At 33.4% G+C, this 26,186-nt stretch carries 20 protein-coding genes, 1 tRNA gene and 3 rRNA genes; 5 read left to right on the top strand and 19 right to left on the bottom strand.

The annotated features are described in order from the left end of the window. Positions 1-8: 8 nt before the first annotated feature. Both CC89_RS15325 and CC89_RS15320 read right to left on the bottom strand, forming a co-directional pair. Positions 9-239: a thioredoxin family protein gene (locus CC89_RS15325; protein ID WP_035293443.1), complete on the bottom strand. Its 231-nt coding sequence runs from the start codon at positions 237-239 to the stop codon at positions 9-11. A gap of 123 nt (positions 240-362) precedes the next feature. Then, positions 363-710 (bottom strand): ArsR/SmtB family transcription factor, encoded by a 348-nt coding sequence (locus CC89_RS15320; protein WP_185750771.1) that lies wholly within the window; start codon positions 708-710, stop codon positions 363-365. Positions 711-1,579: 869 nt separating this feature from the next. Here CC89_RS15320 and CC89_RS15315 point away from each other — a divergent pair. Together CC89_RS15315 and CC89_RS15310 are read left to right on the top strand one after the other, a co-directional pair. Then, positions 1,580-2,743 (top strand): nucleotidyl transferase AbiEii/AbiGii toxin family protein, encoded by a 1,164-nt coding sequence (locus CC89_RS15315; protein ID WP_035293441.1) that lies wholly within the window; start codon positions 1,580-1,582, stop codon positions 2,741-2,743. 203 nt (positions 2,744-2,946) lie between these two features. Next, positions 2,947-3,651 carry a LysM peptidoglycan-binding domain-containing protein gene (locus tag CC89_RS15310; protein WP_035293439.1) on the top strand — a complete coding sequence of 235 codons (705 nt, stop codon included), beginning with the start codon at positions 2,947-2,949 and terminating at the stop codon, positions 3,649-3,651. A gap of 170 nt (positions 3,652-3,821) precedes the next feature. Here CC89_RS15310 and CC89_RS15305 read toward each other — a convergent pair whose 3' ends face one another. Continuing rightward, on the bottom strand, positions 3,822-5,429 hold the full coding sequence (locus CC89_RS15305) for a putative ABC exporter domain-containing protein (protein WP_035293434.1): 1,608 nt from the start codon (positions 5,427-5,429) through the stop codon (positions 3,822-3,824). A gap of 142 nt (positions 5,430-5,571) precedes the next feature. Next, on the bottom strand, positions 5,572-6,288 hold the full coding sequence (locus CC89_RS15300; RefSeq protein ID WP_035293433.1) for an ABC transporter ATP-binding protein: 717 nt from the start codon (positions 6,286-6,288) through the stop codon (positions 5,572-5,574). A gap of 349 nt (positions 6,289-6,637) precedes the next feature. Here CC89_RS15300 and CC89_RS15295 point away from each other — a divergent pair, with 349 nt between their 5' ends. The 3 genes from CC89_RS15295 to CC89_RS15285 all read left to right on the top strand — a co-directional run bounded on the left by CC89_RS15295 (position 6,638) and on the right by CC89_RS15285 (position 8,675). Further along, complete coding sequence (locus CC89_RS15295; RefSeq protein ID WP_207641515.1) at positions 6,638-6,958, top strand: PadR family transcriptional regulator; 321 nt, start codon at positions 6,638-6,640, stop codon at positions 6,956-6,958. Positions 6,959-6,960: 2 nt separating this feature from the next. Further along, a complete protein-coding gene (locus CC89_RS15290) occupies positions 6,961-7,668 on the top strand; it encodes a hypothetical protein (protein WP_035293429.1) in 708 nt (235 codons plus the stop codon). 344 nt (positions 7,669-8,012) lie between these two features. Further along, the gene (locus CC89_RS15285; protein WP_035293427.1) at positions 8,013-8,675 is read left to right on the top strand and encodes a YidC/Oxa1 family membrane protein insertase; all 663 of its coding nucleotides are present in this window, start codon (positions 8,013-8,015) and stop codon (positions 8,673-8,675) included. Between the two features lie 264 nt (positions 8,676-8,939). Here CC89_RS15285 and CC89_RS15280 read toward each other — a convergent pair whose 3' ends face one another. The 15 genes from CC89_RS15280 to CC89_RS15210 all read right to left on the bottom strand — a co-directional run bounded on the left by CC89_RS15280 (position 8,940) and on the right by CC89_RS15210 (position 26,045). Then, positions 8,940-9,761, bottom strand: a complete 822-nt coding sequence (locus tag CC89_RS15280) for a formate/nitrite transporter family protein (protein WP_035293423.1) — start codon at positions 9,759-9,761, stop codon at positions 8,940-8,942. Positions 9,762-9,946: 185 nt separating this feature from the next. Further along, positions 9,947-10,022: transfer RNA gene (locus CC89_RS15275), tRNA-Lys, on the bottom strand. 10 nt (positions 10,023-10,032) lie between these two features. Further along, a 5S ribosomal RNA gene (gene rrf / locus CC89_RS15270) occupies positions 10,033-10,149 on the bottom strand. Between the two features lie 156 nt (positions 10,150-10,305). Next, positions 10,306-13,210 (bottom strand): 23S ribosomal RNA (locus CC89_RS15265). 416 nt (positions 13,211-13,626) lie between these two features. After that, a 16S ribosomal RNA gene (locus CC89_RS15260) occupies positions 13,627-15,137 on the bottom strand. The 16S, 23S and 5S rRNA genes sit together here with 1 tRNA gene alongside, the layout of an rRNA operon. 855 nt (positions 15,138-15,992) lie before the next feature. Next, positions 15,993-16,799 (bottom strand): hypothetical protein, encoded by an 807-nt coding sequence (locus CC89_RS15255; protein ID WP_035293421.1) that lies wholly within the window; start codon positions 16,797-16,799, stop codon positions 15,993-15,995. A gap of 65 nt (positions 16,800-16,864) precedes the next feature. Further along, positions 16,865-17,563, bottom strand: coding sequence for an ABC transporter ATP-binding protein (locus CC89_RS15250; RefSeq protein ID WP_035293419.1), 699 nt, complete (start codon positions 17,561-17,563; stop codon positions 16,865-16,867). Then, positions 17,564-17,935, bottom strand: a complete 372-nt coding sequence (locus CC89_RS15245; RefSeq protein ID WP_035293416.1) for a GntR family transcriptional regulator — start codon at positions 17,933-17,935, stop codon at positions 17,564-17,566. It abuts the gene before it with no gap. A gap of 292 nt (positions 17,936-18,227) precedes the next feature. After that, positions 18,228-19,532, bottom strand: coding sequence for a glutamate-1-semialdehyde 2,1-aminomutase (gene hemL, locus CC89_RS15240; RefSeq protein WP_081897070.1), 1,305 nt, complete (start codon positions 19,530-19,532; stop codon positions 18,228-18,230). Between the two features lie 188 nt (positions 19,533-19,720). After that, entirely contained in the window at positions 19,721-20,695 is a 975-nt protein-coding gene (gene hemB, locus CC89_RS15235) for a porphobilinogen synthase (protein WP_035293413.1), read from the bottom strand. A 190-nt stretch (positions 20,696-20,885) separates the two neighbouring features. Continuing rightward, positions 20,886-22,388, bottom strand: coding sequence for a uroporphyrinogen-III C-methyltransferase (gene cobA / locus CC89_RS15230; RefSeq protein WP_035293412.1), 1,503 nt, complete (start codon positions 22,386-22,388; stop codon positions 20,886-20,888). After that, the gene (hemC, locus tag CC89_RS15225) at positions 22,378-23,292 is read right to left on the bottom strand and encodes a hydroxymethylbilane synthase (protein WP_035293411.1); all 915 of its coding nucleotides are present in this window, start codon (positions 23,290-23,292) and stop codon (positions 22,378-22,380) included. Before hemC ends, cobA begins: the two co-directional genes overlap by 11 nt. A 98-nt stretch (positions 23,293-23,390) precedes the next feature. Further along, positions 23,391-23,984: a precorrin-2 dehydrogenase/sirohydrochlorin ferrochelatase family protein gene (locus CC89_RS15220; RefSeq protein ID WP_286161363.1), complete on the bottom strand. Its 594-nt coding sequence runs from the start codon at positions 23,982-23,984 to the stop codon at positions 23,391-23,393. 26 nt (positions 23,985-24,010) lie between these two features. Beyond that, a complete protein-coding gene (hemA, locus tag CC89_RS15215) occupies positions 24,011-25,246 on the bottom strand; it encodes a glutamyl-tRNA reductase (RefSeq protein WP_035293409.1) in 1,236 nt (411 codons plus the stop codon). Further along, a complete protein-coding gene (locus CC89_RS15210) occupies positions 25,221-26,045 on the bottom strand; it encodes an energy-coupling factor ABC transporter ATP-binding protein (RefSeq protein ID WP_035293408.1) in 825 nt (274 codons plus the stop codon). The genes hemA and CC89_RS15210 overlap by 26 nt, the downstream gene beginning before the upstream one ends. Positions 26,046-26,186: the final 141 nt, after the last annotated feature.

Below are 26,186 nucleotides of genomic sequence, written 5' to 3'. Positions count from 1 at the left end.
TGGTCCCCCTATTTTAAGTAATTTTTAATCTCTTCTACAGAAAGAACTTTACCCACTGATTTTACCTTATTGTCTATTACTAATGCTGGAGTACTCATAACACCATACATCATTATACTCTTCAAATCTTCTACCTTCTCTACAGCAGCATCTATTCCTAATTCCTCCACTGCTTTTTTTATATTCTTTTGGAGCTTGTCACATTTGTCACAACCAGTACCTAAAATTTTAATAATCATAAAACAACACCTCTTTCATAGAATAATATATTTGAATTATTAATCTGCAATTTGTGATTTACATTACTACTTTAATGTAACAGTCTTTCAAATTTGCACTATGTAGTTATAATTATTAATATCCTATTCTCTTTTGCAAAGATCCTTATAATCCACATTTCTATTTTTAAAGACTTCTAAATCTTTCTTGAGGATGCCATAATCATCTATATGTTCTCCTATTTTATGGACAATATCCTTCATAACCTTATCTTCTATATTTAAATAGTAAAAAATCCATTGGCTTTGTCTGTCATCTCTAACTATCCCTATATCCCTAAGCTTTGCAAGATGTCTTGACACCTTAGGTTGAGATAATTTCAATATATAACAAAGCTCACATACACATAGAGGCTTTTGCCACAGAAGCATTATTATCCTTAACCTTGTTTCATCTGAAAGCATTTTAAAAAAATCTATTAAATTATTCAATTATTATCACCTTTTCTTTGTATATTCACATATATGGATATACGTATATAATATATCTATATTACCTTTATGTCAACGTTTTCCCTTAATTTTTACTGCAGTAAATAGTAAATCTCTACTACTAGTCTCCAATCCTACAAATACATTACTCTATCACTACTTTATCATTACTTTATCATTACCTTTAATTAGATAATGATATTTCCGCATAATTTTCTAGCTCTACATTAACGATAAATAAAGAAAATAAAAATATAGCTTTAAATTGTGATTTCATAAATACAAAAGTTATATTAAGGTTATCCCACAAAAAGTATTCCATTACCTGAATTATATTATTACCCTTACTATTTTAACTTACTACATATTTTTTATAGTTAATATACATATAATATAAATAAATTTATACTAATGATTAACCCACAATAAGTATTACATTGCTTGAATTATGAAATTTCTCTGGAATGACTTGCATAAGAAGCAAAGGAACTGTTTAAATTTAATTTTAGAAATTCTTCTTTTAGACAGATAAAATTATCGTAAGCCTGGCAAGGACGCCAGGCTAGCGAACCTGAGGCAGGACGCTGAATGTGAGCGTTAAATAATTTTATATGGCTAAAAGATTAGAATTTCTTAAATTAAATTTATTGTTCCGAGCTCTTATGCAAGTCATGGAGGAGAAATTGCATAATTCTATCACATTATACCTTTTTGTGGTTTAATCATACTAATACATTAATTAAAATTACTAAAACTATAAATTGCTATTTAGAGGCATATCTACCAATATATTTTGCCTATATACAAGTTACTAGTATGTGTAGATAGCCCTAAGATAAGAAAGTAAAATATAGAAAGGATGTTTTTATATGTATGGTGCCTCCTTAAATGGATTAGTTCATCCAATAGAACTTTTTAGCAAAGATTATATACGTAAAACAGCTGAAAAATATGGATTTTATAGAAATTATATATTAGAAAGACATATGTGGTCTTATGAAATGCTAGGTGAAATTCAAAAACTTACAAAAGATAGATGCATATTAAAGGGAGGCGCCTGTACTCAAGCATATCTTCCACTTCCTGTGCAAAGATGTACTGCTGATATAGATTTTGTTTGTAATCTATCCAATAATGAAATTATAGAAATATTAAAAAGTGTATGTAGAAATCTAACTTATAATAAGATAAAATGCTCCTTTAAAGAATATATTCCTGCAAAAGGCAAGACTCTTCCCATGGTAACTTATATGTTAGATTTGCCTTTTTATTATAATCCTAAAAAGAGAAAAAGTAATTTTCTTTTAAAATTTGATTTCTTATTTATGGATACCAACGAAATACCAGTAAACTCTACAAAGAATACTGAAACTTTTGGCATGAAGCTAAACTTTTCTCCATTATGTATTTCTCCTGCAACATTAATAAGTGATAAGCTTTTAACTTTTGCCATTAACTCCATAGGCCTCCAAATATTTAAACTAGATGGTTTCTATAAAAATATATATGATTTATACTATCTATTAAATACTTTTAAAGATGAAGATATTTTTAGTTCTGTATCATCTCAACTTAAAATAAGTCTTTATTCGGAGTTGACCATTAAAAAACTTCCTATGATACCCTTAAATAAAATATTAACAGATGTTTTAAAAACCCTATGGTACTTCTCCATAATAGACCTAAGTTACCAAGGTTCTAAACCTCCAGAAAACCTAAGAAATTTCGAAAAACTATATCTGCAGCAAAATATAAGTAATAATTTAGACTCTAATATGTGGAGTATTATGAGCATGCACTTGTATTTATGGGCTACCTCATTAAAAAATTATATTCAGAATGGAGACTTAAGTAAATTACAAAATTTAAAATCCATAGAAGGAGAATACAGATACTTTTTATCACTTAACTCCAAAAATAAAGATAGGTATATAAGAAATCTAAAAAAAATACTGAATTCTAAAAACAAGAAAGTGAATTTATCTAAAATTAATCATCCTTTAAGATTAATATATACTAATTACTTAATGTAAACTTCCTGCATATAAATAATTATACATTGCCTGTATAAATTTAATATAATTAATACTTAAAGTTATAACCGTCACATACAAGAGTATACTAGTAAAATATTTTAATCATCCCCTTTTTACTTTAAAATTCATCAAATTAATTGTATAAAATTCCACCATTTGGAAATAATAAAGATGTATTGAAAAGGAGATGATATTAAAAAATGAAAAAAATAAACCTAGGATGGATAAAACTTTATTGGAGTAAGTTAGCTATAACTTTATGTACAATATTTATATTAGCTGCAATATCATATACTGTTTATAACTATCTTGCACCTATAAATACTGAGGAATTATCTGCAGATTTATCCAATACTAAAACTAAAAATATTTCTAACACAGAAAATACTGTAGAGCCCTTTAAAGTTTCAGATAAAGATATGGAAAAAGAGGTAGTTTCAAATTCAAAGGATGACACTTCCAAATCTTCCGAGACAAAGGAGCTTTCTCAAGAAGAGTCTAAAGAAAAAATAATAACCTATAAAGTAAAATCTGGAGACACTTTGTTTAGTATTTCTAGAAAGTACATGCCCTATATAGATACATCTAAAGCTATAAATACTCTAAAGGAATTAAATAAAATAGATGAAAATTGTCTTTTAATAACCGGCAAAACTATCAATATTCCAACTTATGACTCTCCTGAAGCACAAAATCCAAACATAACAAATAAGCTAGACACTTTAACCTATACAGTAAAACCTGGAGACACATTATTTAAAATTGCACGAGAATATATGAGTTGGTGCGATTCCCGAGATGGTGTAATAGAAATTATAAAATTAAATAATCTTAAGGAATCTAGTGTAATTAGAACAGGCCAACAGATATCAATACCTTGCAACACACAAAAAAGTACGAAATAAGATAAACTATTTATAATAAAAAATTTATCACCAACCTGTCAGCTCTAAAGCTTCAATTTATATAGGCTGAACTTCAGCTCCATTGCTGCACTAGATAACAAGTTCTAAGTTTCAAATAACAACACTAAGCTTGAAACTTAGAACTTTGCTTTATACCTGCATTTAATTTTCTATCTCAATTCCACATGACTAAATAATTTCTCACTCAAATACAATATAAGCATGACAAATATAAATCCTAAAACGCCCATGGATAGAAGTGAAATATATATCATTTTAGTTGCAAAATAAATAAGAATGCCAATTATAACTGGTACTAAAAATACAATATACTGAATTATTGCCTCTATTACTCCCCCACTGCCTTTATCATCTACTGGTATAAAAAAGTGAACCACTATCTTAGATAACCCTTTAGCTAAATTAACCATTAGCAATGCCACAATATATAAAAATGCTGTTAAAATATTTATCCTAGCCATAACTGCTAAAGGAATCATTACACTTACTAAAGTCATAATACATCTAATATAATCGTGAGAAATTATATATATTATTTTCTTCTTAACACTTCCAGGCATTAAATATATATAAGTCTTTGTTAATTCATATTTTATGCTAGAAACAGGATTAACACCCATAGAAACAGACATGCCCATTAAAGCTATTATTAACTGAAGCTCTTCTTTCTTAGGAAAGTTTCTAAGAGTATATCCTATCCCACCAAATATAACCGCTAAAATTAAATATGTCATTGTCCTTTTTCTTAAGGAACTTTTTCTACTAAACAATAAAGAATTTTTGTATAAAAAGGCTCCCTCTCCTGTTACTCTATGAAGAAAATTCTCCTCTACCTCTTTCACCTTTTTTTCATCTATATTTACAGATTCCTCTAAAGCCATTTTATCTATATTTATTTCTTCAACATTAATGTTATTTAATTCCACATTCTCACTTACAGCTTCATAATAATCTACTGCTAGAATAACAGACCCTACAAACAATAAAACTGTAATGATGGATACTAAAATAAATTGCGTTACAGGGAATCCATAAGTAGTTAATGGATAAATTATTATATCTTTCATCCATGATAATATAGGCACACCTGAACTTATGATGCTAACAGTTTGTAAAAAAGATTTATTTCCATAAAACCAAAATACCAAAATTACATATAAAAATATCCCTACCACAAGCAACTTGGATATTATTTTTACTATTTTTTCCGCATTGTACCTAACCTTAATGGAGTAAAGCATGAAATTTAAACTTTTAAAAAATAAATGTATTACTCCCACGGCCAATGAACTAATGACTAGCTTTAATAAGCTCACTTTTATAGATTTTAAAAATATCACCCATATAACTATTGCAATGAAAAAATAACTTACTATAAATCCTAACGCTCCAAATAGTATAGAAAAAATCCACAAGGATTTTTCACTTATAGGTGATGGAAATAAATAATGTACATCCTGTATACTAAAGTTTAAAGGTTTGTAATCCTGAGATGCTTTAAATAAAATATATAAAACTATTAAAAGCAATATTACTATAATAAATATTCCTATAAAATCTTTACCCACATCTTTAATGTATCTAATAGGTTTTCTTTTGCTTTTATTCCCCAATAAACTTATAAAAATAAAAATAAAGGGAAATATAAAAGCGCCAAATTCTCTAATAGCCGTTATAGGATTAGCCAAAGCATTTTTAACTCTATTTTTAAATTGCGCAAAATTCATAAATAATAGGGTTTTAAAGTCTCGAATCATTTTAAAGCCTCCCCATAAATTCCATATTTACTTTTGTTAATTATTTTTATATGAATGTACCTTACTCTTATTAACTATATTTATCAATTTTTCAAATATATAAATTCCTAAATTTTCACATACTCACAACAAGGTTTCTTCACTACTCTGAAATCTTTAAGAATATATCCTCTAGTGACATTTGCTCTTCTGCTCCAATTGCATCCTGCAACTCCTGTTTGCTTCCGTCAGCTATAATTTTTCCCTTCTTCATTATAATAATTCTATCATTTAGTTTATCCACTGAAGAGAGTATATGTGTACTTATAAGTATTGTTTTACCATCGTCTCTTAATAACTTTAAAATATCCTTAAAATCTTTAATTCCCTTAGGATCTAAACCTACAAATGGTTCGTCTATTAAAAATATATCTGGATTATGTAAAAGTCCCATACAAATAGATACCTTTTGTTTCATTCCTTTAGATAAATTTTTGCTTATTTGATTCTTCTTATCCCAAATGCCAAATAATTTTAGCATCTCCTCTGCTTTTTCTTCCCAACTACCTAATTTATAAGCTAAAGCTATAAATTTCAAATGCTCCCATACTGTAAGATATGGGTATATATCTGGCGTCTCCGGCATATAAGCTAACTTTTCTCTTATATTTTTATCCTTAATGCTCTTGCCACATATAAAAACTTCCCCTTCGTTTTTTCTTAAAAGAGATAATATACACTTTATAGTTGTGGTTTTTCCTGCTCCATTTGGACCTGCAAGAACTGTAATCTCGCCTGCATTTAACTTAAATGAAATTCCACTGACTGCCTTCTCTTTGCCATAATTTTTTGTTAGGTTTTTAACTTCCATTGAAACCATGCTTTTTACCCTCCTCCATCAACATATTTTATCCACATATTTTACTACTTGAAATTTTAATATTCTGCATTAAAAAAAATATTTATTTTATCTTCAGCATTGTGTTTCAGTAGATAACTTATCTCCTATTTTGTAATAAAACAATATCCACATATACATAGTTCAATAACTCTATCCTATATTGCCTTACACAACATTTTATTATAGCATTTAATTTATAGTCAATGTTTACATTTAATTTACAGCAATTATTTTGTAAATATTAATATAATACTACTTGACATTACATAGTAGTAGATATATTATATAATTTATAAAAGCTATTATGCAATACAAAGTAGGTGATTATGTGGCAAATACAACCCAAATATTAAAAGGTTTATTAGAAGGATGCATTTTAAAAATAGTTAGCAATAAAGAAACCTATGGTTATGCCATATGTGAATGTTTAACAAATTATGGCTTCAGTGAAATCTCAGAAGGCAGCGTGTATCCTATACTTATACGTTTAGAGAAAAAAAACTTATTATACTCCATTATGAAAAAGTCTCCCCTAGGCCCTATGAGAAAATATTATTATCTTACAGAAGCTGGAGAGAGCGAATTGCATGACTTCATGCTTTCTTGGAAAGAAATAAAAAGAAATGTTGAAACTGTATTGGAGGGGTAACCATGATATTAACATTGAAATTATTAAAATTAAGACTGGAACAAGAAAAAAAGCTAAATGCTGAAAATTTAGCTCTATATAAATCTATAACCACTTGCATCAAAAACAGCAATTTATCAGTTATAGAAAAAGAGGAAGTATTACAAGAAATTATATCTCTAATACTTGAAGCTCAGCTTGAAAATAAACCTATGAATTTATTTATAGGAAAAGATTATGAAAAATTTTGCATGTCCATAATAAACGAGTATAATGGAAATAAAAGCATCTACTTAAAAATACTAAATTTTATACAAAAATATTTATTAACACTTATTATACTTTCATTATTTATGGCTATAGTAAATAAACTTGTATATAAATATTCTTCATTTGGAATTACGGTTGATAATTTTATATTAGCTAATGCCATTTCATTAATACTTTATCCTATAAGTAGAAAAATTCGACAAAGAAATTCTTCCTATACTTTTTATCAAAGTATTTTTGCAAATAAAGAAAATACCTATGGCGAAATGGTTGCACTAGTTTTTTACGTAATTTTTATATTTCTTTCAAGATTTATTGTTGGCAAAATATTCGGTAAGGAAGTCTTTGATTATTTATTAAATCTAAACAATTGTATTTACTATTTAATATTAATATCTTTTATAGTAATCACTATTGAGTTTTTTAACTCAACTTTGGTTAAAATAAGAAATTTTAAGTAATAAATTTTATGTATAAATATATATGTGAGGTTCATTATGAAATTTGATATTGTTAATATAATTCAGTTCATGCTGCTTTTCATATTCTTAGCAAATTTATTTTATATAATGGTGGCATTTACCCAATGTAGGAAAAATTTTAATCTCTCATTGGTTAAAAATGTCCATATAGAAGCATTGGATTATGGAAAAAACTTAACTATAAAAAACTATCTATGTTATGAAAAGTATGACATTTGGAGGTATTGCGAACTTTTTTAATTAAAAATGATATTTATAAACTCAATAGTTAAAATGAAGTATTGTATGGTGGGATACACCATCAATAAAAAGGAGAGATTTGTATGAATATCATTTTTAATGCACTTAATTATATATTAAATTACATTTTCAATATTACTGGTGACTTAGGTATTGCCATAATTTTAATAACGATACTAGTAAGGATTTGTCTTATCCCTATATCAATAAAACAAAAAAAGAGCATGTACCATCAGCAATGCATGTCTAAAAAAATTGAAGATATAAAAAATAAGTATGGAAATAATAAAGCTAAACTCCAGCAAGAACTTCAAAAATGCTACACTGAAAATGCTAAATCTATGTTAGGTTGTTTAATAAGTTTATTGCAATTACCTATAATATCTTCATTATATTTTGTAATTATGAAAATGCCTATAAGTGTGGGTAGTATTCTTGTTCCTTGGGTATGCAGTATTAAACTTCCAGACCCCCACTTTATAATTCCAACTATATATTTATTCGTTTCAATTTGTCCAAATTTACTTTCATATATACCTTATCTAAATTATTTGAAATCTCCTTTGAAAAATGAAAGTGTTAAATTAAGCCTTTTAACCACAAGCATATTTAGCCTAGTCTTAACAGTAAAAGCACCTATTGCTTTAGGAATTTACTTTATTACTACTGGATTATTTTCATTATTTGAAGAAATAATTTATAGAATATATATGCGAAAAAAAGCTTTAATTAAATTCTCCTGTTAATTATTTAGAAGCTATTTGGAAAATATAAATTTATATTTTCCAAATAGCTCTTTTAGTTATCCTTAAATCCTAGTTATGTTTAAGCTGTTATTTATTTTAATTATTTCTTATTACCTATAATACTTATTCACATTTCATGTTGTAATTATACAATATATCCACATATATTAACTATATTCTATTATATTTATCATTAAAATATTCATAGCGTTAATAACAAAAATACCATAGATATCTATCATTAATATATTTTAGATTTGTTTGTTAATTATCCTTTTTATATGCTAAAAAATATGCTCCACCCACTAAAACTGCTCCCCCAAAAATATTGCCAAGAGTTACAGGTATTAAATTATTTATAAACGCTTTCCCTCCAACAAGAGCTAACTTATCTGCTCCAATTCCAGAAGCTTGTACATAAAGTGCATTAGTCTTAGCAAACATACCTATAGTTAAGTAATACATATTAGCTACACAGTGTTCAAAGCCACAAACAACGAATGCCATTATAGGAAACCAAGGCATTATTATCTTACCTATAACATCTTTGGCTGCATAAGATGACCAAACCGCAAGACATACTAAAATATTACATATTATCCCACTAGCAAAAGCTGTACTAAAGCTTAACCCTGATTTTTTAGCCGCCATTTTAATTAGTGTGGCTCCTACTTTTCCACCATTAATATCAAGCATCCCTGAATAAAAAATTAAAAATGCTATAATTGTGGCACCTATAAAATTAGATATATATATTATTACCCAATTTCTAAGCATATCTTTAAATTTTATTCTTCCTTCTAAGGCAGCTATAATCATAAGATTGTTTCCAGTAAATAACTCTGCTCCACAAATTAATACTAACATGAGCCCTACTGGGAATATTATTCCACTTACAAGCTTCGATAACCCTATGTTATTAACACTATGCGATGCCACAGCCGCTGCCGCTCCACCTATAGCTATAAAAGCACCTGCTAGGATACCTAAAATAATTCCACTCCCTAGTTTTATCTCTGCTTTTTCTTCTGCACTTTTTATGGTTGCCTCTCTTATTTCTACTGGTTTTAATATATTGCTGCTCATAATAATACTCCTTTTTTTACTATTTCGACATATATTAAACCATAGTTTTACCATATATGCAATACTAATGTTAATTCCTTTATTTCGAAAATCATATTTTTTATTGCCACACATACCCCTAATCAACAATTATACATTTTTAATTAACAAATAAAAAAACGTACCTCTAAAAGAGATACGTTTTTTGGTGATCTACCGGGGAATCGAACCCCGGACACCATGATTAAAAGTCATGTGCTCTACCGACTGAGCTAGTAGATCAAAATAAATAACCTGGCGACGACCTACTCTCCCACAGGGCTTCCCCTGCAGTACCATCGGCGCTTTGAAGCTTAACCGTCCTGTTCGGAATGGGAAGGGGTGTTACCTTCAAGCCATAATCACCAGATGCTATAGTTCTTAGGGCTTTAGACCTTAGACATATAGTACTCCTCAGCTTTGCTGAGCGAGTTTCCTTTAAAAGAACTTTATTGTTCTTTCAAAATTGCACAGTGTGGAAAATCTTTTAATTGTCAACTGTCAATCACTAATTGTCAGTTATATTTTGATCAAGCCCTCGACTTATTAGTATCGGTCAGCTGAACATGTTACCATGCTTACACCTCCGACCTATCAACCTGGTAGTCTTCCAGGAGTCTTACTAGCTTACGCTATGGGAAATCTAATCTTGAGGTGGACTTCACGCTTAGATGCTTTCAGCGTTTATTCCTTCCCAACATAGCTACCCAGCTATGCCACTGGCGTGACAACTGGTGCACCAGAGGTTGGTCCATCCCGGTCCTCTCGTACTAAGGACAGCTCCTCTCAAATTTCCTACGCCCGCGACGGAAAGGGACCGAACTGTCTCACGACGTTCTGAACCCAGCTCGCGTGCCGCTTTAATGGGCGAACAGCCCAACCCTTGGGACCGACTTCAGCCCCAGGATGCGACGAGCCGACATCGAGGTGCCAAACCTCCCCGTCGATGTGGACTCTTGGGGGAGATCAGCCTGTTATCCCCGAGGTAGCTTTTATCCGTTGAGCGATGGCCCTCCCACGAGGAACCACCGGATCACTAAGCCCGACTTTCGTCCCTGCTCCACCTGTATGTGTCGCAGTCAAGCTCCCTTCTGCCTTTACACTCTGCGCGCAATTTCCGACTGCGCTGAGGGAACCTTTGGGCGCCTCCGTTACTTTTTAGGAGGCGACCGCCCCAGTCAAACTGCCCACCTAACAATGTCCCGTGACCAGATTCATGGCCTCCGGTTAGAATTTCAATACTGTCAGGGTGGTATCCCAAGGATGACTCCACAGAAGCTGACGCCCCTGCTTCTAAGTCTCCCACCTATCCTGTACAGACAATACCGAAATTCAATGCTAAGCTACAGTAAAGCTCTACGGGGTCTTTCCGTCCAATCGCGGGTAGAAGGCATCTTCACCTCCAATTCAATTTCACCGGATTTGTTGTCGAGACAGTGCCCAAATCATTACGCCATTCGTGCGGGTCGGAACTTACCCGACAAGGAATTTCGCTACCTTAGGACCGTTATAGTTACGGCCGCCGTTTACTGGGGCTTAAGTTCAAGGCTTCGCTTACGCTAACCAATCCCCTTAACCTTCCAGCACCGGGCAGGCGTCAGCCCCTATACATCAGCTTTCGCTTTAGCAGAGACCTGTGTTTTTGCTAAACAGTTGCTTGGGCCTATTCACTGCGGCCTACTCTCGTAGGCACCCCTTCTCCCGAAGTTACGGGGTTAATTTGCCGAGTTCCTTGACAACAATTCTTCCGCTGGCCTTAGGATTCTCTCCTCATCTACCTGTGTCGGTTTGCGGTACGGGCACCATTTTCCTCGATAGAGGCTTTTCTTGGCAGTGTGGAATCGGATACTTCGCTACTAAAATTTCACTCCCCATCACACCTCAGACTTAAGACTGAACGGATTTGCCTGTTCAATCATCCTAAGTGCTTAGACGCACATCCATCAGTGCGCACATCCTATCCTACTGCGTCACCCCATTTCTCAAACGGATCATGGTGGTATAGGAATATCAACCGATTGTCCATCACCTACGCCTTTCGGCCTCGGCTTAGGTCCCGACTAACCCTGAGCGGACGAGCCTTCCTCAGGAAACCTTAGATTTTCGGCCAATGAGATTCTCACTCATTTCTCGCTACTTATGCCAGCATTCTCACTTCTGTACAGTCCACCGCTCCTTACGGTACGACTTCAACCCGTACAGAAAGCTCCCCTACCATATACATTGTATATCCATAGCTTCGGTGGTAAGTTTGAGCCCCGGACATCTTCGGCGCAGGATCTCTTGACTAGTGAGCTATTACGCACTCTTTAAATGAGTGGCTGCTTCTAAGCCAACATCCTAGTTGTCTTAGAAATCCCACATCCTTTACCACTTAACTTACACTTTGGGACCTTAGCTGATGGTCTGGGCTGTTTCCCTTTTGACCACGGATCTTATCATTCGTAGTCTGACTGCCAGGATAAAAGTAAATGGCATTCGGAGTTTGATAAGGTTCGGTAAGCTATATGCCCCCTAGCCTATTCAGTGCTCTACCTCCATTACTCATTACCTGACGCTAGCCCTAAAGCTATTTCGGGGAGAACCAGCTATCTCCGAGTTCGATTGGAATTTCTCCGCTATCCACAGCTCATCCCATGGTTTTTCAACACCAACGCGGTTCGGTCCTCCGCGGAATTTTACTTCCGTTTCAACCTGGCCATGGATAGGTCACTCGGTTTCGGGTCTACAGCATGCAACTAATCGCCCTATTCAGACTCGGTTTCCCTGCGGCTCCGCACCAAAAGTGCTTAACCTTGCTACATACCATAACTCGCTGGCTCGTTCTACAAAAAGCACGCCGTCACACATGTAAAGTGCTTCGACAGTTTGTAGGCACACGGTTTCAGGTTCTATTTCACTCCCCTCCCGGGGTTCTTTTCACCTTTCCCTCACGGTACTTCTTCACTATCGGTCACTAGGTAGTATTTAGCCTTGGGAGGTGGTCCTCCCAGCTTCCCACAAGGTTTCACGTGTCTCGTGGTACTCTGGAGTAGATCTTACTTATATTTCTTTTACCTACAGGACTATTACCTTCTGTGGTGGAGCGTTCCAGCTCTCTTCGATTAGAAAATCTAAGACATTATGATCTATCCTCAACCCCTAAATCCGAAGACTTAGGTTTGGGCTCTTTCCCGTTCGCTCGCCGCTACTTAGGAAATCGATTTTTCTTTCTCTTCCTCCGGGTACTTAGATGTTTCAGTTCCCCGGGTTTGCCTCTGTATACCTATGAATTCAGCATACAGTACTCAGCGTAGCTGAGCAGGTTGCCCCATTCGGAAATCTGTGGCTCACAGGCTATTTGCGCCTACCCACAGCTTATCGCAGCTTATCACGTCCTTCGTCGGCTCCTAGTGCCAAGGCATCCGCCATGCGCCCTTTGTAGCTTGACCTTTCGTTAGTTTGCTAGTTGGCCAGTGTGCTAGCGTGCTAGTGTTTAGCTTGCTAGTTTTAGTAACCTTCTAGAAACTACTTTTTATCAGTTTTCTAGTGTGCTAGTTGTCTAGCGACTAGTACTGATTGTTTATTTTAATTGATTCTCCAGTGAAATCATCACAATTGTAATAATTTCTACTTTTCTTCACTGTGCAATTTTCAAAGAACAAGTTTTTCAGTTGGCTAGTGTGCTAGCCTTCTAGCGTCTAGCTACTGATGAGAGATTTAATTCTACAACCAATCACTTAACTGATCATTACTAATTAATCATTGTTAATTGACCATTGTATCTGGTCTCTCAAAATTAAACAGAGATATCAGTGAACTTGTCATAATTTACGAAAAGGTGACTTCCTTTTCATGTTCTCCTTAGAAAGGAGGTGATCCAGCCGCAGGTTCTCCTACGGCTACCTTGTTACGACTTCACCCCAATCACTAATCCCACCTTCGGCCGCTGGCTCCTTACGGTTACCTCACGGACTTCGGGTGTTACCAGCTCTCATGGTGTGACGGGCGGTGTGTACAAGGCCCGGGAACGTATTCACCGCGACATTCTGATTCGCGATTACTAGCAACTCCAGCTTCATGTAGGCGAGTTGCAGCCTACAATCCGAACTGAGATCGGTTTTTGAGATTTGCTCCACCTCACGGTCTTGCGTCTCTTTGTACCGACCATTGTAGCACGTGTGTAGCCCTAGACATAAGGGGCATGATGATTTGACGTCATCCCCACCTTCCTCCTGGTTAACCCAGGCAGTCTTGCTAGAGTGCTCAACTTAATGGTAGCAACTAACAATAGGGGTTGCGCTCGTTGCGGGACTTAACCCAACATCTCACGACACGAGCTGACGACAACCATGCACCACCTGTCTCCAAGTTCCCCGAAGGGCACTACCGTGTTTCCACAGTATTCTTGGGATGTCAAGTCTAGGTAAGGTTCTTCGCGTTGCTTCGAATTAAACCACATGCTCCGCTGCTTGTGCGGGCCCCCGTCAATTCCTTTGAGTTTTAATCTTGCGACCGTACTCCCCAGGCGGGGTACTTAATGTGTTTACTGCGGCACCGAGGTTGGACCCCCGACACCTAGTACCCATCGTTTACGGCGTGGACTACCAGGGTATCTAATCCTGTTTGCTCCCCACGCTTTCGTGCCTCAGCGTCAGTTACAGTCCAGAAAGCCGCCTTCGCCACTGGTGTTCTTCCTAATCTCTACGCATTTCACCGCTACACTAGGAATTCCGCTTTCCTCTCCTGCACTCTAGATGCCCAGTTTGAAATGCAGCACCCAAGTTGAGCTCGGGTATTTCACATCTCACTTAAACATCCGCCTACGCACTCTTTACGCCCAGTAAATCCGGACAACGCTCGCCACCTACGTATTACCGCGGCTGCTGGCACGTAGTTAGCCGTGGCTTCCTCCTCTGGTACCGTCATTATCGTCCCAGATAACAGAGCTTTACAACCCTAAGGCCTTCATCACTCACGCGGCGTTGCTGCGTCAGGGTTTCCCCCATTGCGCAATATTCCCCACTGCTGCCTCCCGTAGGAGTCTAGACCGTGTCTCAGTTCCAATGTGGCCGATCACCCTCTCAGGTCGGCTACGCATCGTCGCCTTGGTAAGCCTTTACCTTACCAACTAGCTAATGCGCCGCGGGCCCATCTCAAAGCGGATTGCTCCTTTGATTACAGAACCATGCGATTCCATAATTTTATGCGGTATTAATCTCCCTTTCGGGAGGCTATTCCCCTCTTTGAGGCAGGTTGCCCACGTGTTACTCACCCGTCCGCCGCTAATCCATCCCCGAAGGGATTTCATCGCTCGACTTGCATGTGTTAGGCACGCCGCCAGCGTTCGTCCTGAGCCAGGATCAAACTCTCAATTTAAAGTTTAATCTCAAACTCAAATTCACTGACTTTATGATTTACATCTTTATCTCTGTTTAATTTTCAAAGACCAGTTTTCTCTGTCGCTTCAAGCGACTTAACCATTATAGCATTTAACTTTTTTCTTGTCAACGCATTTTTAGACTTTTTTCTTAACTTTTTAGTTCGTTTGAAACTTATAAGTTGTTTTAAAAGTTTATTTTGAGTTGAACTTCTTCGCCGTGTTTCAGCGACGTGTTTTATAATATCACGTATATATGCTTGTTTTCACTATATTTTTATGAATTTAACCACATTATTTTATTATTTCTGGCTTTTTATCTGTTTTTCAGCATATTTCTCATATAGACACGCTCGGTAAAGTTTTTATGCACTCCACGCATATATATTGTTCAATTTGTAATTTATGTTAATATTTATATATAATTCACCTTTCGCAGTTAAAAAATAAAAACATAAAATTTAAAATGAAGAATAAAGCTCTTTTAGAAACTAACTATAATTGAAATTTGCAGGTAAGTAATAGGTAATAGATAAGAAGTAAGAGTTAATGAAATTTTCAAGAAACCTCCATACTAGAAACCATAGCTATAGCGATTTTACTTTCTATAATAGAAAATAATTATAGAAATATATCTATTTAAGTGTATTGTAATTTTTATAGTTATTCTTATTATTAATTTTCCCACACACTTATATACATATAAAAAATATCATGAAAATAATTTAAAAGAAAAACAGTAAGAACCGTGAAGTACTTACTGCCTTTCTTTTACTTTTTATTTCATGGATACTTTTTTATTTATAACCAACTTAATTAGCTTTTAGTACTTATTAGTACTTATTTTTTGTATGCTATTTCAAGTCTATCTTTTTCTCTAAAAGATAGGAGCTAGATACAAAGAATATTACAAATAAAGCTATATCATATATACTACTAGCAATATTTATAGCAGTAACTTTTAATGGCAATACTATTCCATTTAGCCCCGTTATGTTATCCATAATATTTGATTCTATAACTGCATAATCTGTAATTCCCTTAGAACTTATATAGATTTCCTTAGGAAATGCTTTTGCTATTTTTGTCCCTAAATAACCTATGCCAACTAATATAGCTATAAAAATAACTCCAGACATAAATTTTCCTAATTTAACATTTAAATTAGCTAATCTTGGCAATATAGTACAGAGATGTATCAATAAAATGAATGAAGCCATAGAAAAAATAGCTCTAACTAAGTTTATTAAAATAACTGGCCAATATACATGATCACTAAAAGCCACATTACTTATGCCCATAATACCTGTAACTTTTTTCATATACATAATAAAAAATATAGCAATTATTATTGAATTTATAATTGCCCATATTAAATATACCACTACCTTAGAAGCTACTATCTGCGTTCCTTTAACTGGCAGAGTAAATGTTAAATAAGCTCGTTCGTCATATAATTCCTTCTCAAAATCACTAGAACAGAATATTAAAACCATTAGTGTAGAAGCAAAAGCCACTAAGAAAATAAACATTGTATTTAATGGCACATTATCACTATTCATTTTAAATAATATAATCGTATCTAAAAGTATTGTTGTTATAAAAAGTATAGCAAATTTTTTATATCCACCTTTCAGATCATATTTCATCAATCTTCCCATTATATATACCTCCCTAGATAACTAGATATTATAAATTTAATCTTTTTTTATTGAACAGGTACTTTTTATTCACCAAATATCTCTCTATATAGCTCATCTATAGACTTCTCTCTTTCCATTCTAAGCTCTTCTGCATTACCATAAAGAGCAATTTGACCATCTTTTAAGAATGCTACATCTTCAAAAACTCTTTCTATATCTCTAACCAAATGTGTTGTTATTATCATAGAACTTTCTTCATTACAGTTGCTTATAATGGCGTCAAGTATTTGCTCTCTTGCCACTGGGTCAACCCCTCCCAAAGGCTCATCTAATATATAAAGTTTCGCCTTTCTAGATAAAACTAAAGTAAGACTTAATTTTTCGTACATTCCTTTAGATAATTCCTTTACACTCATGCTTCTTTCTAACTTCATAAACTTTAGAAGTTCATCAGCTCGAGCTTCATCAAAATCTTCATAGAAATCCTTAAATAATTCTATTGCATCATCTATTTTCATCCATTTATACAGATGAGTTTTATCTGGCAAGTAAGAAACTATTGCCTTAGAACGTACACCTGGCTTTTCCCCATCTATTGTCATTTCTCCTGAAGATTGCCTTAATATACCTGCTGCTATTTTCATAAAAGTTGTTTTTCCGCTACCATTTGGTCCCAAAAGTCCTACTATTTTACCTCTTGGTATATTTAAATCTACGTCTTTCAATGCTGTCTTAGTGAAATAATTTTTAGTTAAATTTTTACAACTTAAAATATACTCCATTTACTTTTCCTCCCCTTGAATCTTTTCTAAAACTATGTCTTTTATATCTTCTAATTTAAATCCAAGTTCCTTCATCTCTTTAAAAAAGAACTCTATAACCTCACTAGCCATTTCTTTTCTTAAACTATTAATTTTATTTTCATCTTCTGTAACAAAAGATCCGGTACCCCTTTGGGTAAAAGTTAACTTTTCCTTGTCAAGCTCTCCATATGCCCTTTGAACAGTGTTTGGATTAACCTTTAAAATCGAAGATAGTTCTCTTACAGATGGCAATTTATCTCCTTTTTTTAATTCTGAAGATATAATTTGCTTTTTAATAATGTTTGCCACTTGCATGTAGATTGGAAGCTTCTCATCAAATTTTTCAATCATCTCTATTTACTGCCACCTCCATATTTTTTATTTTTACTTAAAATTCAATACCAATATTGATGTATTACTGTGTTACCAACATAATACACCAATACAATCTAAATGTAAACCCCTTTTATAAACATTTATACTTTTATCCATTGATTTATTTCTTACTAGATTGAATTATTAATAAATAAACTTCTAAGTTTTAGTTAAGGAAAAACTAAAACTTAGAAGTTATTATTAAAATTATTATAGAATTTTATTACACTCATCTCCCAGTTTAATAGAAGCTGAAATTTTTCTTTATCTATTTTTGGAATGCAACCTTTAAAGCTTCATAATTACATTTTATAGTATACTGAAGTTCTTCATCACCATGAGCAGCTGACAAGAACATAGCTTCAAATTGTGCTGGTGGAAGAAGTATTCCTCTATCTAGCATTTCCTTAAAGTATACAGCATATTTTTCTGTATCACACTTCATAACTTCTTGGAAGTTGTCAAAAGGCCCTTCTGCTAAGAACAGGCAAAGCATTGCTTTAAATCTAACCACTGTTGCCTTTATTCCTAGTTCTTTAATATTTTCATTTATTCCTTTTTCAAGCTTTATGGCCTTTTGTTCTAATTCTTCATATATGTGCTTATTATTTTTTAATATGTTTAAGTTTTTATATCCCATATGCATAGCTAATGGGTTTCCTGATAGAGTTCCCGCTTGATACACAGGACCTACTGGCGATACCATTTCCATTATTTCTTTCTTTCCTCCATAAGCACCTACTGGAAGACCTGCCCCTATTATTTTTCCAAAGCAAGTCATGTCTGGTTCTATACCATACACTTCTTGAGCTCCTCCAAAGGCAATTCTAAAACCTGTTATTACTTCGTCAAATATTAAAACTGATCCGTATTGTTTAGTTATATCCCTTAAGCCTTGTAAAAACTCTTTTTTTCCTGGAACTACTCCCATATTTCCACCTACAGGCTCTACTATAACTGCAGCTATATCATTACCATATTTTTTAAATACTTCCTTTACACTTTCCATATCATTGTACTTGCAAACTAAAGTGTCCTTTACTGTATCTGCAGGAACTCCTGGACTTGTAGGTACTCCAAAGGTTATAGTTCCTGAGCCTGATTTAACTAAAAGAGCATCTGAATGTCCATGGTAACAACCTTCGAATTTAACTATTTTGTTTCTATTTGTATATCCTCTGGCAACTCTCAAAGCACTCATAGTAGCCTCTGTTCCTGAATTAACCATTCTCACCATATCAACAGATGGATAAGCTTCTACTATAAATTTAGCCATTTTAACTTCTATTTCTGTAGGCACTCCAAAGCTTGTTCCCTTGCTTACAACCTCTTCAATGCCTTCTAGCAATTCCTCATTGCTATGTCCAAGCATCAAAGGACCCCAAGAGCATATATAATCTATATATTCATTTCCATCCACATCTTTAATCTTGCAGCCCTTACCTCTTTCTATGAATATAGGATTTAATCCTACAGATCTAAATGCTCTAACAGGGCTGTTAACGCCACCAGGTATGTATTTCTGAGCTTCTTCAAAAAGCTTCTCTGAATTGCAATGTTTCACTTTCTTCACCTTCCCCTTTCAATATATAATTTAAAATTTGCAGATAAGTAATAGATAAGAAGTAATAGTTGTAGTAAAATTTCAGCTTTGCTGAATTTTTTCAATAGCTCTTACTTTTTACCTATTACTTCTTACTTTTCACTTTTACTTCTTACCTTGTATAATCTAGAGCTTAAAATTTATATGCGAAAGTTGAGTTATTTATCTCTTATTTCTTTTGCCACATATTTTGCAAAATAAGTTATAATAATATCCGCTCCTGCTCTCTTTATAGAAACTAAAGATTCCATAATAGCTGACTCGTTTAAAAGTCCGTTATCTACTGCCATTTTAATCATAGAATACTCTCCACTTACATTATAAGCTGCTATTGGAATGTTAAAGGTATCCTTAACCTTTCTTATAACATCAAGATATGGAAGTGCTGGTTTTACCATAACTATGTCAGCGCCTTCCTCTATATCAAGTTCCACTTCTCTTACAGCTTCATTTATATTAGCAGGATCCATTTGATAAGCCTTTCTATCTCCGAAAGATGGTGCTGAATCCGCAGCATCCCTAAATGGGCCATAAAAAGCTGAGGCATATTTTGCGCTATAAGCCATTATTGGAATATTAACATATCCCGCCTTATCAAGGGCTTCTCTCATGTATCCAACTCTACCATCCATCATATCTGATGGTGCCACCATATCTGCTCCTGCCAAAGCATGACTTACTGCTATTTTACCAAGGTATTCTAAAGTCTTATCATTGTCCACATATCCATCCTCAGTTAAAATACCACAGTGACCATGACATGTATATTCACACATACAAATATCAGTTATTACATACATCTTAGGGGAATTAACCTTTATAGCTCTAACTGCCTTTTGTATTATTCCATTCTCGTCATAAGCATCACTTCCACACTCATCCTTATGCTCTGGAATTCCAAATAGCAATATAGATTTTATCCCCAATTCCTGAAGCTCTTTAACTTCCTCTAATAACTTATCTATAGAAAATCTATAATTATCTGGCATAGATTTAATTTCTTCTTTAATATTTTCTCCCTCTACCACAAACAAAGGATAAACAAGATCCTCAATGTTTACTTTAGTTTCTCTTACTATACTTCTTATAGTTTCATTTACCCTAAGCCTTCTAGGTCTCTTTACAATGTTCATTTCAAATTCCTCCTAATTTAAAATCTTCAATGTCATCCCTAAACTAATATCCCACTCTCAGTTATAGTTGAGAATTGGCAATTGACATACGTATCAACTCTTCGCTGAACTAACAAACTTCCAAATACAAACTAGCACTCTAGCCCTCTGACACTCTAGCACTCTAATACTGGACTGGCACCCTAGCCCACTAATACTGGCACGCTAGCAAACTAACTACTAGCCCCTTAATAGTATATTCCTCCGCTTCACTATAAACCTTAAGTCCAAATTCCCCTATTGTTTTAGACGTAATAGGTCCTATGGACATGAGCTTCACTTTATCTAATAAACTTAAATTTTCCTCACCTAGTATTTTGACTAAATTTTTAACTGTAGAAGAGCTAGTAAAAGTTATATAGTCTATTTTACCATTCTTTAAAAGTTTTATTATTTCTTCCTTATTTCCCTCTCCTACTATAGTATCGTATATTTTAACTTCTTTAACAATACATAATTTGCTTAGTTTTTCCACCAATATTTCTCTAGCTTCACTAGCCCTTGGAATAAGAATGTTATCTTCTTTGGTTATAACTTTTTCAAGTTCCTTAACTAATTCCTCTGCTACAAATTTATCTGGAACTATATCCGCTCTAAGTCCATATTTAGCAAGTTCTTTAGCAGTAGAAGAACCTATAGCCACTATTTTAGTATTTCCAAAAACTCTGCTGTCAAAATCCAAATTCATTAGCCTTTTAAAGAATATATTTACCCCATTTATACTTGTAAATACCACATAAGAATATTCCTTTAAATTTCTTATACTGCTATCTAATTGTTCATTAGGAGCTATTTCTTCTATTTTTATAGTTGGAAACTCTATAACATTAGCGCCTAAGTCATTTAGTTCATCCACTAATTTGCTACTTTGAGTTCTTGCCCTAGTAACTACTATGTTTTTACCGAATAAAGGCTTTTTCTCAAAGAAGTTCAGTTTATCTCTTAAAGCAACTACACCACCAACAACTATAAGGCTAGGTGGCTTTATTCCTTCCCTTTGTACCACTTCATATATGGTTTCTAATGTTCCTGTTACTACCTTTTGCTCTGGTCTTGTAGCCCAGTTTATTATGGCAACTGGTGTATTCTTGCATTTACCCTCTTTTATTAAGTTATTGCATATATTTTGCAAATTAGCCATACCCATTAAAAATACAAGGGTTCCATCTAACTTAGCTAGTGCTTCCCAGTTTAATTCCTTATCCTCTTCCTTTAAATGGCCTGTTATAACGTGAAAAGAAGATGCATAATCCCTGTGAGTTATAGGTATACCTGCATAGCAAAGCCCTCCAATGGCAGAGGTTATACCAGGAACTATTTCAAAATCCACACCTTTTTCTAAAAGAAATTCGCCCTCTTCTCCACCTCTTCCAAATACGTAAGGGTCTCCCCCTTTAAGTCTTGCAACGGTTTTACCCTTTAAAGCTTCTTCGGCTATAATTTCATTTATTTCATCTTGAGTTTTAGTGTGATTTTTAGACTCTTTACCTACATATATAAATTCACACCCCGGCTTAGTTTCCTTTAAAAAGCTATCATTAGCAAGTCTATCATAAACTACTATATCTGCTTTTCTAATACAGTTAAGCCCTTTTAAAGTAAGTAATTCATAGTCCCCCGGTCCTGCACCTATTAAATATACCTTACCTTTCAACTTTCCCCATCTCCTCTCTAATTTCTTCCGCCAATTTAAATCCTAATCTCCTAGCTTCTTCTTTTCTTCCTTTTACAGTTTTTCTAACCATCACACTTCCATCTTCTAAACCAAACAATCCATCTATACTAATCTCTTCTTCATTTACCGTACATAAAGCTCCCACAGGTATGTGACAACTTCCATCTATAGCCTCTAAAAATCCTCTTTCAGCCTCTGCTTGAATTTTACTTTCTTCATGATGAATAGGCTTTAATAACTCTTCTATTCTATGGTCATTTTCTCTTATTTCTATGGCAAGAATTCCTTGGGCTGGTGCTGGAAGTATTATATCTTCATCTACATAAAAAACTTTATTATTTATTTTATTTTCCATACCCAATCTATTTATACCAGCCGCAGCCAAAACCACTCCATGAAGATTTTCTTCTTCAATTTTTCTTATTCTAGTATCAATGTTGCCCCTTATAGGAATTATATCTAAATCTGGTCTATATTTTAAAAGCTGATATTTTCTTCTCTTACTGCCTGTACCAATTTTAGCTCCCTGAGGTAAGTCCTTTAGAGAATTATATCCTTCTTTGAGAATTATCACATCTCTAAAATCCTCTCTTTCTGGCACATAAGAAAACTTAAGCCCCTCAGGAACTATTGAGGGCATGTCCTTCATGCTGTGAATAGCTATATCTATTTTTCCTTCTAAAAGCTCCTGCTCTATTTCCTTAACAAAAATACCCTTATCACCTATTTTGTCTAAAGCTACATTTTGAATTTTATCTCCTTTTGTCTTTATCACCTTAAGCTCCACTTCCACATGTGGATTAGCATTTTTTATCTTATCTATAACCCAATTAGTTTGTGTAAGCGCCAATTTACTGCCCCTAGACCCCACAATTACTTTCATAATTTTAAAATCTCCCTTCATAAATTAGAATATGAATACCAAAAAATGAATTAACACCACTCATATAATCAAAAGTTTACCAAATAAGGCATCTATAACTATAAGGATTTCCTTAATTGCTCATAAAACTCCCTAAGCTGTTTTAAATTCAAATTCACCAAATTATTTAAAATATTTTTCTTCTCCTTATTATCCTTACAAGTTTCTAAAATATGTTTTCTTACTTCGCCTAATAACTTAACGTATTCTTCATACTCATCACCATAAGTTTCTTCCAATTCTCTTCTTATTTTACCACAGAGGGATGGACTATTCCCTAAAGTGGACACTGAAATTAAAAGGTCGCCTCTTTTCACTGTAGAGGGTACTATAAAATTGGACTCTTCTATATCATCAACTACATTACAAAGTATGTTTTTTTCAACACAAAAAGATGCTATTTTACTATTTACCTCCTTTGAATTAGTTGAGGCTACTACTAAAAAAGCATCTATTACATATTCACTTTTATAATTATCTTTAACTAAACAAAGCTTTTCTGCATAAGCTTCTTTTAAAACAAAAAAATCTTCCTGAAAGCTAGGAGCAACAACATAAACTTCAGCTCCATACTCTAAAAACTTCTTACTTTTTCTAAGGGACACCTGTCCCCCACCAATTAATACTATTTTTTTATTATCCAAATCTATCATAAGTGGATAAAACATAGCTTCTCTCCTTAAAAATCAAATAATTTATTCACCATATCTATATAATTATCCATATGCTCAGTTTCTTTTATATCCTTAAGGTTCTTTATAGGTTCTCTTATAACCCTTTTTAAAGCAGAACCCAACATCTTCTCTATTATCTTCTTTTCCCTACAATCTAAATCTAATTTTCTATTTATGTAATCTAAAGTGTCTTGTTGAATTTCACTGCATCTGTCATTCAAAGATTTTATAACAGGATCAACCTTTACCTTTTCAAGCCATTCTATAAATTCTCCCACATCTTCTTTTATTATTTCCAAAGCCTCTTCAGCCAATTCTTCTCTTCTTATTAAATTTTCCTCTGAGGTTTTCTTTAAATCGTCTATATCATAAAGATGTATATTTTTAATTTTCTCTACCTTTTCCTCCACATCCCTTGGAAGAGCCAAATCCATTATATAAAGTTCTTTTTTAATATCTGGCATATCCTTTTTAGTAAATATTATATGTGGCGCTGAGGTAGCTGTTATAATAATATCTACGTCATTTAAAACAGAGTATCTGTCTTCATATTTTATAGCTTTTAGCTCTGGAAACCCAAAACACAAATCCTTTAACTTCCCATGAGTTCTGTTGGTTATATAAATTTCATCTAAACCTTCCTCTTTTAAATATTTCAAACTTAGGCTACTTATTTTACCTGCCCCTACTATAAGAGCCTTTTTACCATTTAAGGATTGTAGTTGTTCTTTCAAAAGTTTAATGCCTATATAGCTAGTGGAAAGAGGTATTTCAGATATCTTAAGCCTACACTTTATATCTTTAGCAGCAGTTATAGCTTCCCTAAAGAGCTTATTTAATATTTTTTTACTTCCGCCAACTTCCATAGAAAAATCTAAAGCATCTCTAACTTGTCCTAAAATTTGATCCTCTCCTAATACCAGTGAATCCATGCCTGCTGCCACCATATAAACATGATTTATAGCTTCTTTACCTTTTTTGACAAATATATAGTCATGTATATGGTTTATATGAAAGAATTCCTTGTAGAATTTTTCTACATCTTTTATTCCATCATTTATCTTATTACTGCATATGTATATTTCACTTCTATTACAAGTGGATAAAATAACCGCTTCATTAATGCGTCCGTCCAGTAAATAATTTATTCCTTCTATCTTTTTAGTTTCGGTAAAAGAAACTTTTTCTCTAACTTCTATAGGAGTAGTATTGTGGTTAACTCCTACTACCGCTATTTCCATATTGTTCCCTCCAATATTTATAGAAACTTTCCTCATTTTTAAACAAAGGCACATGCAAATTTTTGTGAAGCTTCACAAGCCAAGGCTGATTTAGACCAGCTTCTTTAAGAAGCTCCTCCTTTGTAAATACTTCCTCTACACTTCCTTCTCCTACTACTTTTCCCTTACTAAGCACATACACATAATCGCATATGTCATATATGGAATCCATGTTGTGGCTAGATATAACTATCTTTTTACCCTCTTCCCCTAACTTATGTATTATTTCAGTGACACTTTCAGTCATCACTGGGTCTAATCCTGCAGTAGGTTCATCCAGTAATATTATATCACTATTCATAGCTAAAACACCTGCCATAGCTACTCTTTTTTTCTGACCATAACTTAAAAAATGTACCGGTTTTTCCTTAAATTCGTAAGCTCCTGTTTTTCTTAATGCATGCTCTACCCTTTCCTTTATTATATCCTCAGGAAAGTCTAAATTTCTAAGGGCAAAGGCCACATCATCATATACATTAGAATAAAATATTTGTTTATCTGGATCTTGAAAAACTATACTTACCTTTTGTCTAAATTCTCTTAAAAACTTTTTATTATATTGGATTTTTTCATCTTCATATATTACTGAACCTTTTTTAGGTTTTAATATTCCTATGATATTCAAAAAAAGTGTTGACTTTCCACAACCATTGGCCCCTATTATTCCTATTTTATTTCCCTTGTCCATATCTATGTTAATATTATCTAAAGCTACAGTTCCATCCTCATACACATAGGTTAAATTTTCTGTCCTAAGCATATTTTCCTCACCTTCTTTTATCCATTAAGATACATGAAAAGAAATAACATACTCAACTTTCACACATAAACTTCAAGCTCTGTATTAAATAAATAAACATTTTTAATTTAAAATTTAGAATGTAAAATGTTAAATGAAGGC

It is taken from the genome of Clostridium sp. KNHs214, from assembly GCF_000744935.1.
In the GTDB taxonomy this organism is placed as follows: Bacteria; Bacillota; Clostridia; order Clostridiales; family Clostridiaceae; genus Haloimpatiens.
The sequence above is the reverse complement of the archived record's forward strand: the minus strand, read 5'-3'. Positions and strand labels throughout refer to the sequence as shown.

Bases quoted from the DNA above. Each gene is read 5' to 3' on its own strand.
- hemC (WP_035293411.1), bottom strand. From the start codon at position 23,292: ATGAAAGTAATTGTGGGGTCTAGGGGCAGTAAATTGGCGCTTACACAA.
- CC89_RS15310 (WP_035293439.1), top strand. From the start codon at position 2,947: ATGAAAAAAATAAACCTAGGATGGATAAAACTTTATTGGAGTAAGTTA.
- CC89_RS15250 (WP_035293419.1), bottom strand. From the start codon at position 17,563: ATGGAGTATATTTTAAGTTGTAAAAATTTAACTAAAAATTATTTCACT.
- CC89_RS15315 (WP_035293441.1), top strand. From the start codon at position 1,580: ATGTATGGTGCCTCCTTAAATGGATTAGTTCATCCAATAGAACTTTTT.
- CC89_RS15220 (WP_286161363.1), bottom strand. From the start codon at position 23,984: ATGATAGATTTGGATAATAAAAAAATAGTATTAATTGGTGGGGGACAG.
- CC89_RS15325 (WP_035293443.1), bottom strand. From the start codon at position 239: ATGATTATTAAAATTTTAGGTACTGGTTGTGACAAATGTGACAAGCTC.
- CC89_RS15255 (WP_035293421.1), bottom strand. From the start codon at position 16,799: ATGGGAAGATTGATGAAATATGATCTGAAAGGTGGATATAAAAAATTT.
- CC89_RS15290 (WP_035293429.1), top strand. From the start codon at position 6,961: ATGATATTAACATTGAAATTATTAAAATTAAGACTGGAACAAGAAAAA.
- CC89_RS15245 (WP_035293416.1), bottom strand. From the start codon at position 17,935: ATGATTGAAAAATTTGATGAGAAGCTTCCAATCTACATGCAAGTGGCA.
- CC89_RS15210 (WP_035293408.1), bottom strand. From the start codon at position 26,045: ATGCTTAGGACAGAAAATTTAACCTATGTGTATGAGGATGGAACTGTA.
- CC89_RS15280 (WP_035293423.1), bottom strand. From the start codon at position 9,761: ATGAGCAGCAATATATTAAAACCAGTAGAAATAAGAGAGGCAACCATA.
- hemB (WP_035293413.1), bottom strand. From the start codon at position 20,695: ATGAACATTGTAAAGAGACCTAGAAGGCTTAGGGTAAATGAAACTATA.
- CC89_RS15300 (WP_035293433.1), bottom strand. From the start codon at position 6,288: ATGGTTTCAATGGAAGTTAAAAACCTAACAAAAAATTATGGCAAAGAG.
- hemA (WP_035293409.1), bottom strand. From the start codon at position 25,246: ATGGAAATAGCGGTAGTAGGAGTTAACCACAATACTACTCCTATAGAA.
- CC89_RS15285 (WP_035293427.1), top strand. From the start codon at position 8,013: ATGAATATCATTTTTAATGCACTTAATTATATATTAAATTACATTTTC.
- CC89_RS15305 (WP_035293434.1), bottom strand. From the start codon at position 5,429: ATGATTCGAGACTTTAAAACCCTATTATTTATGAATTTTGCGCAATTT.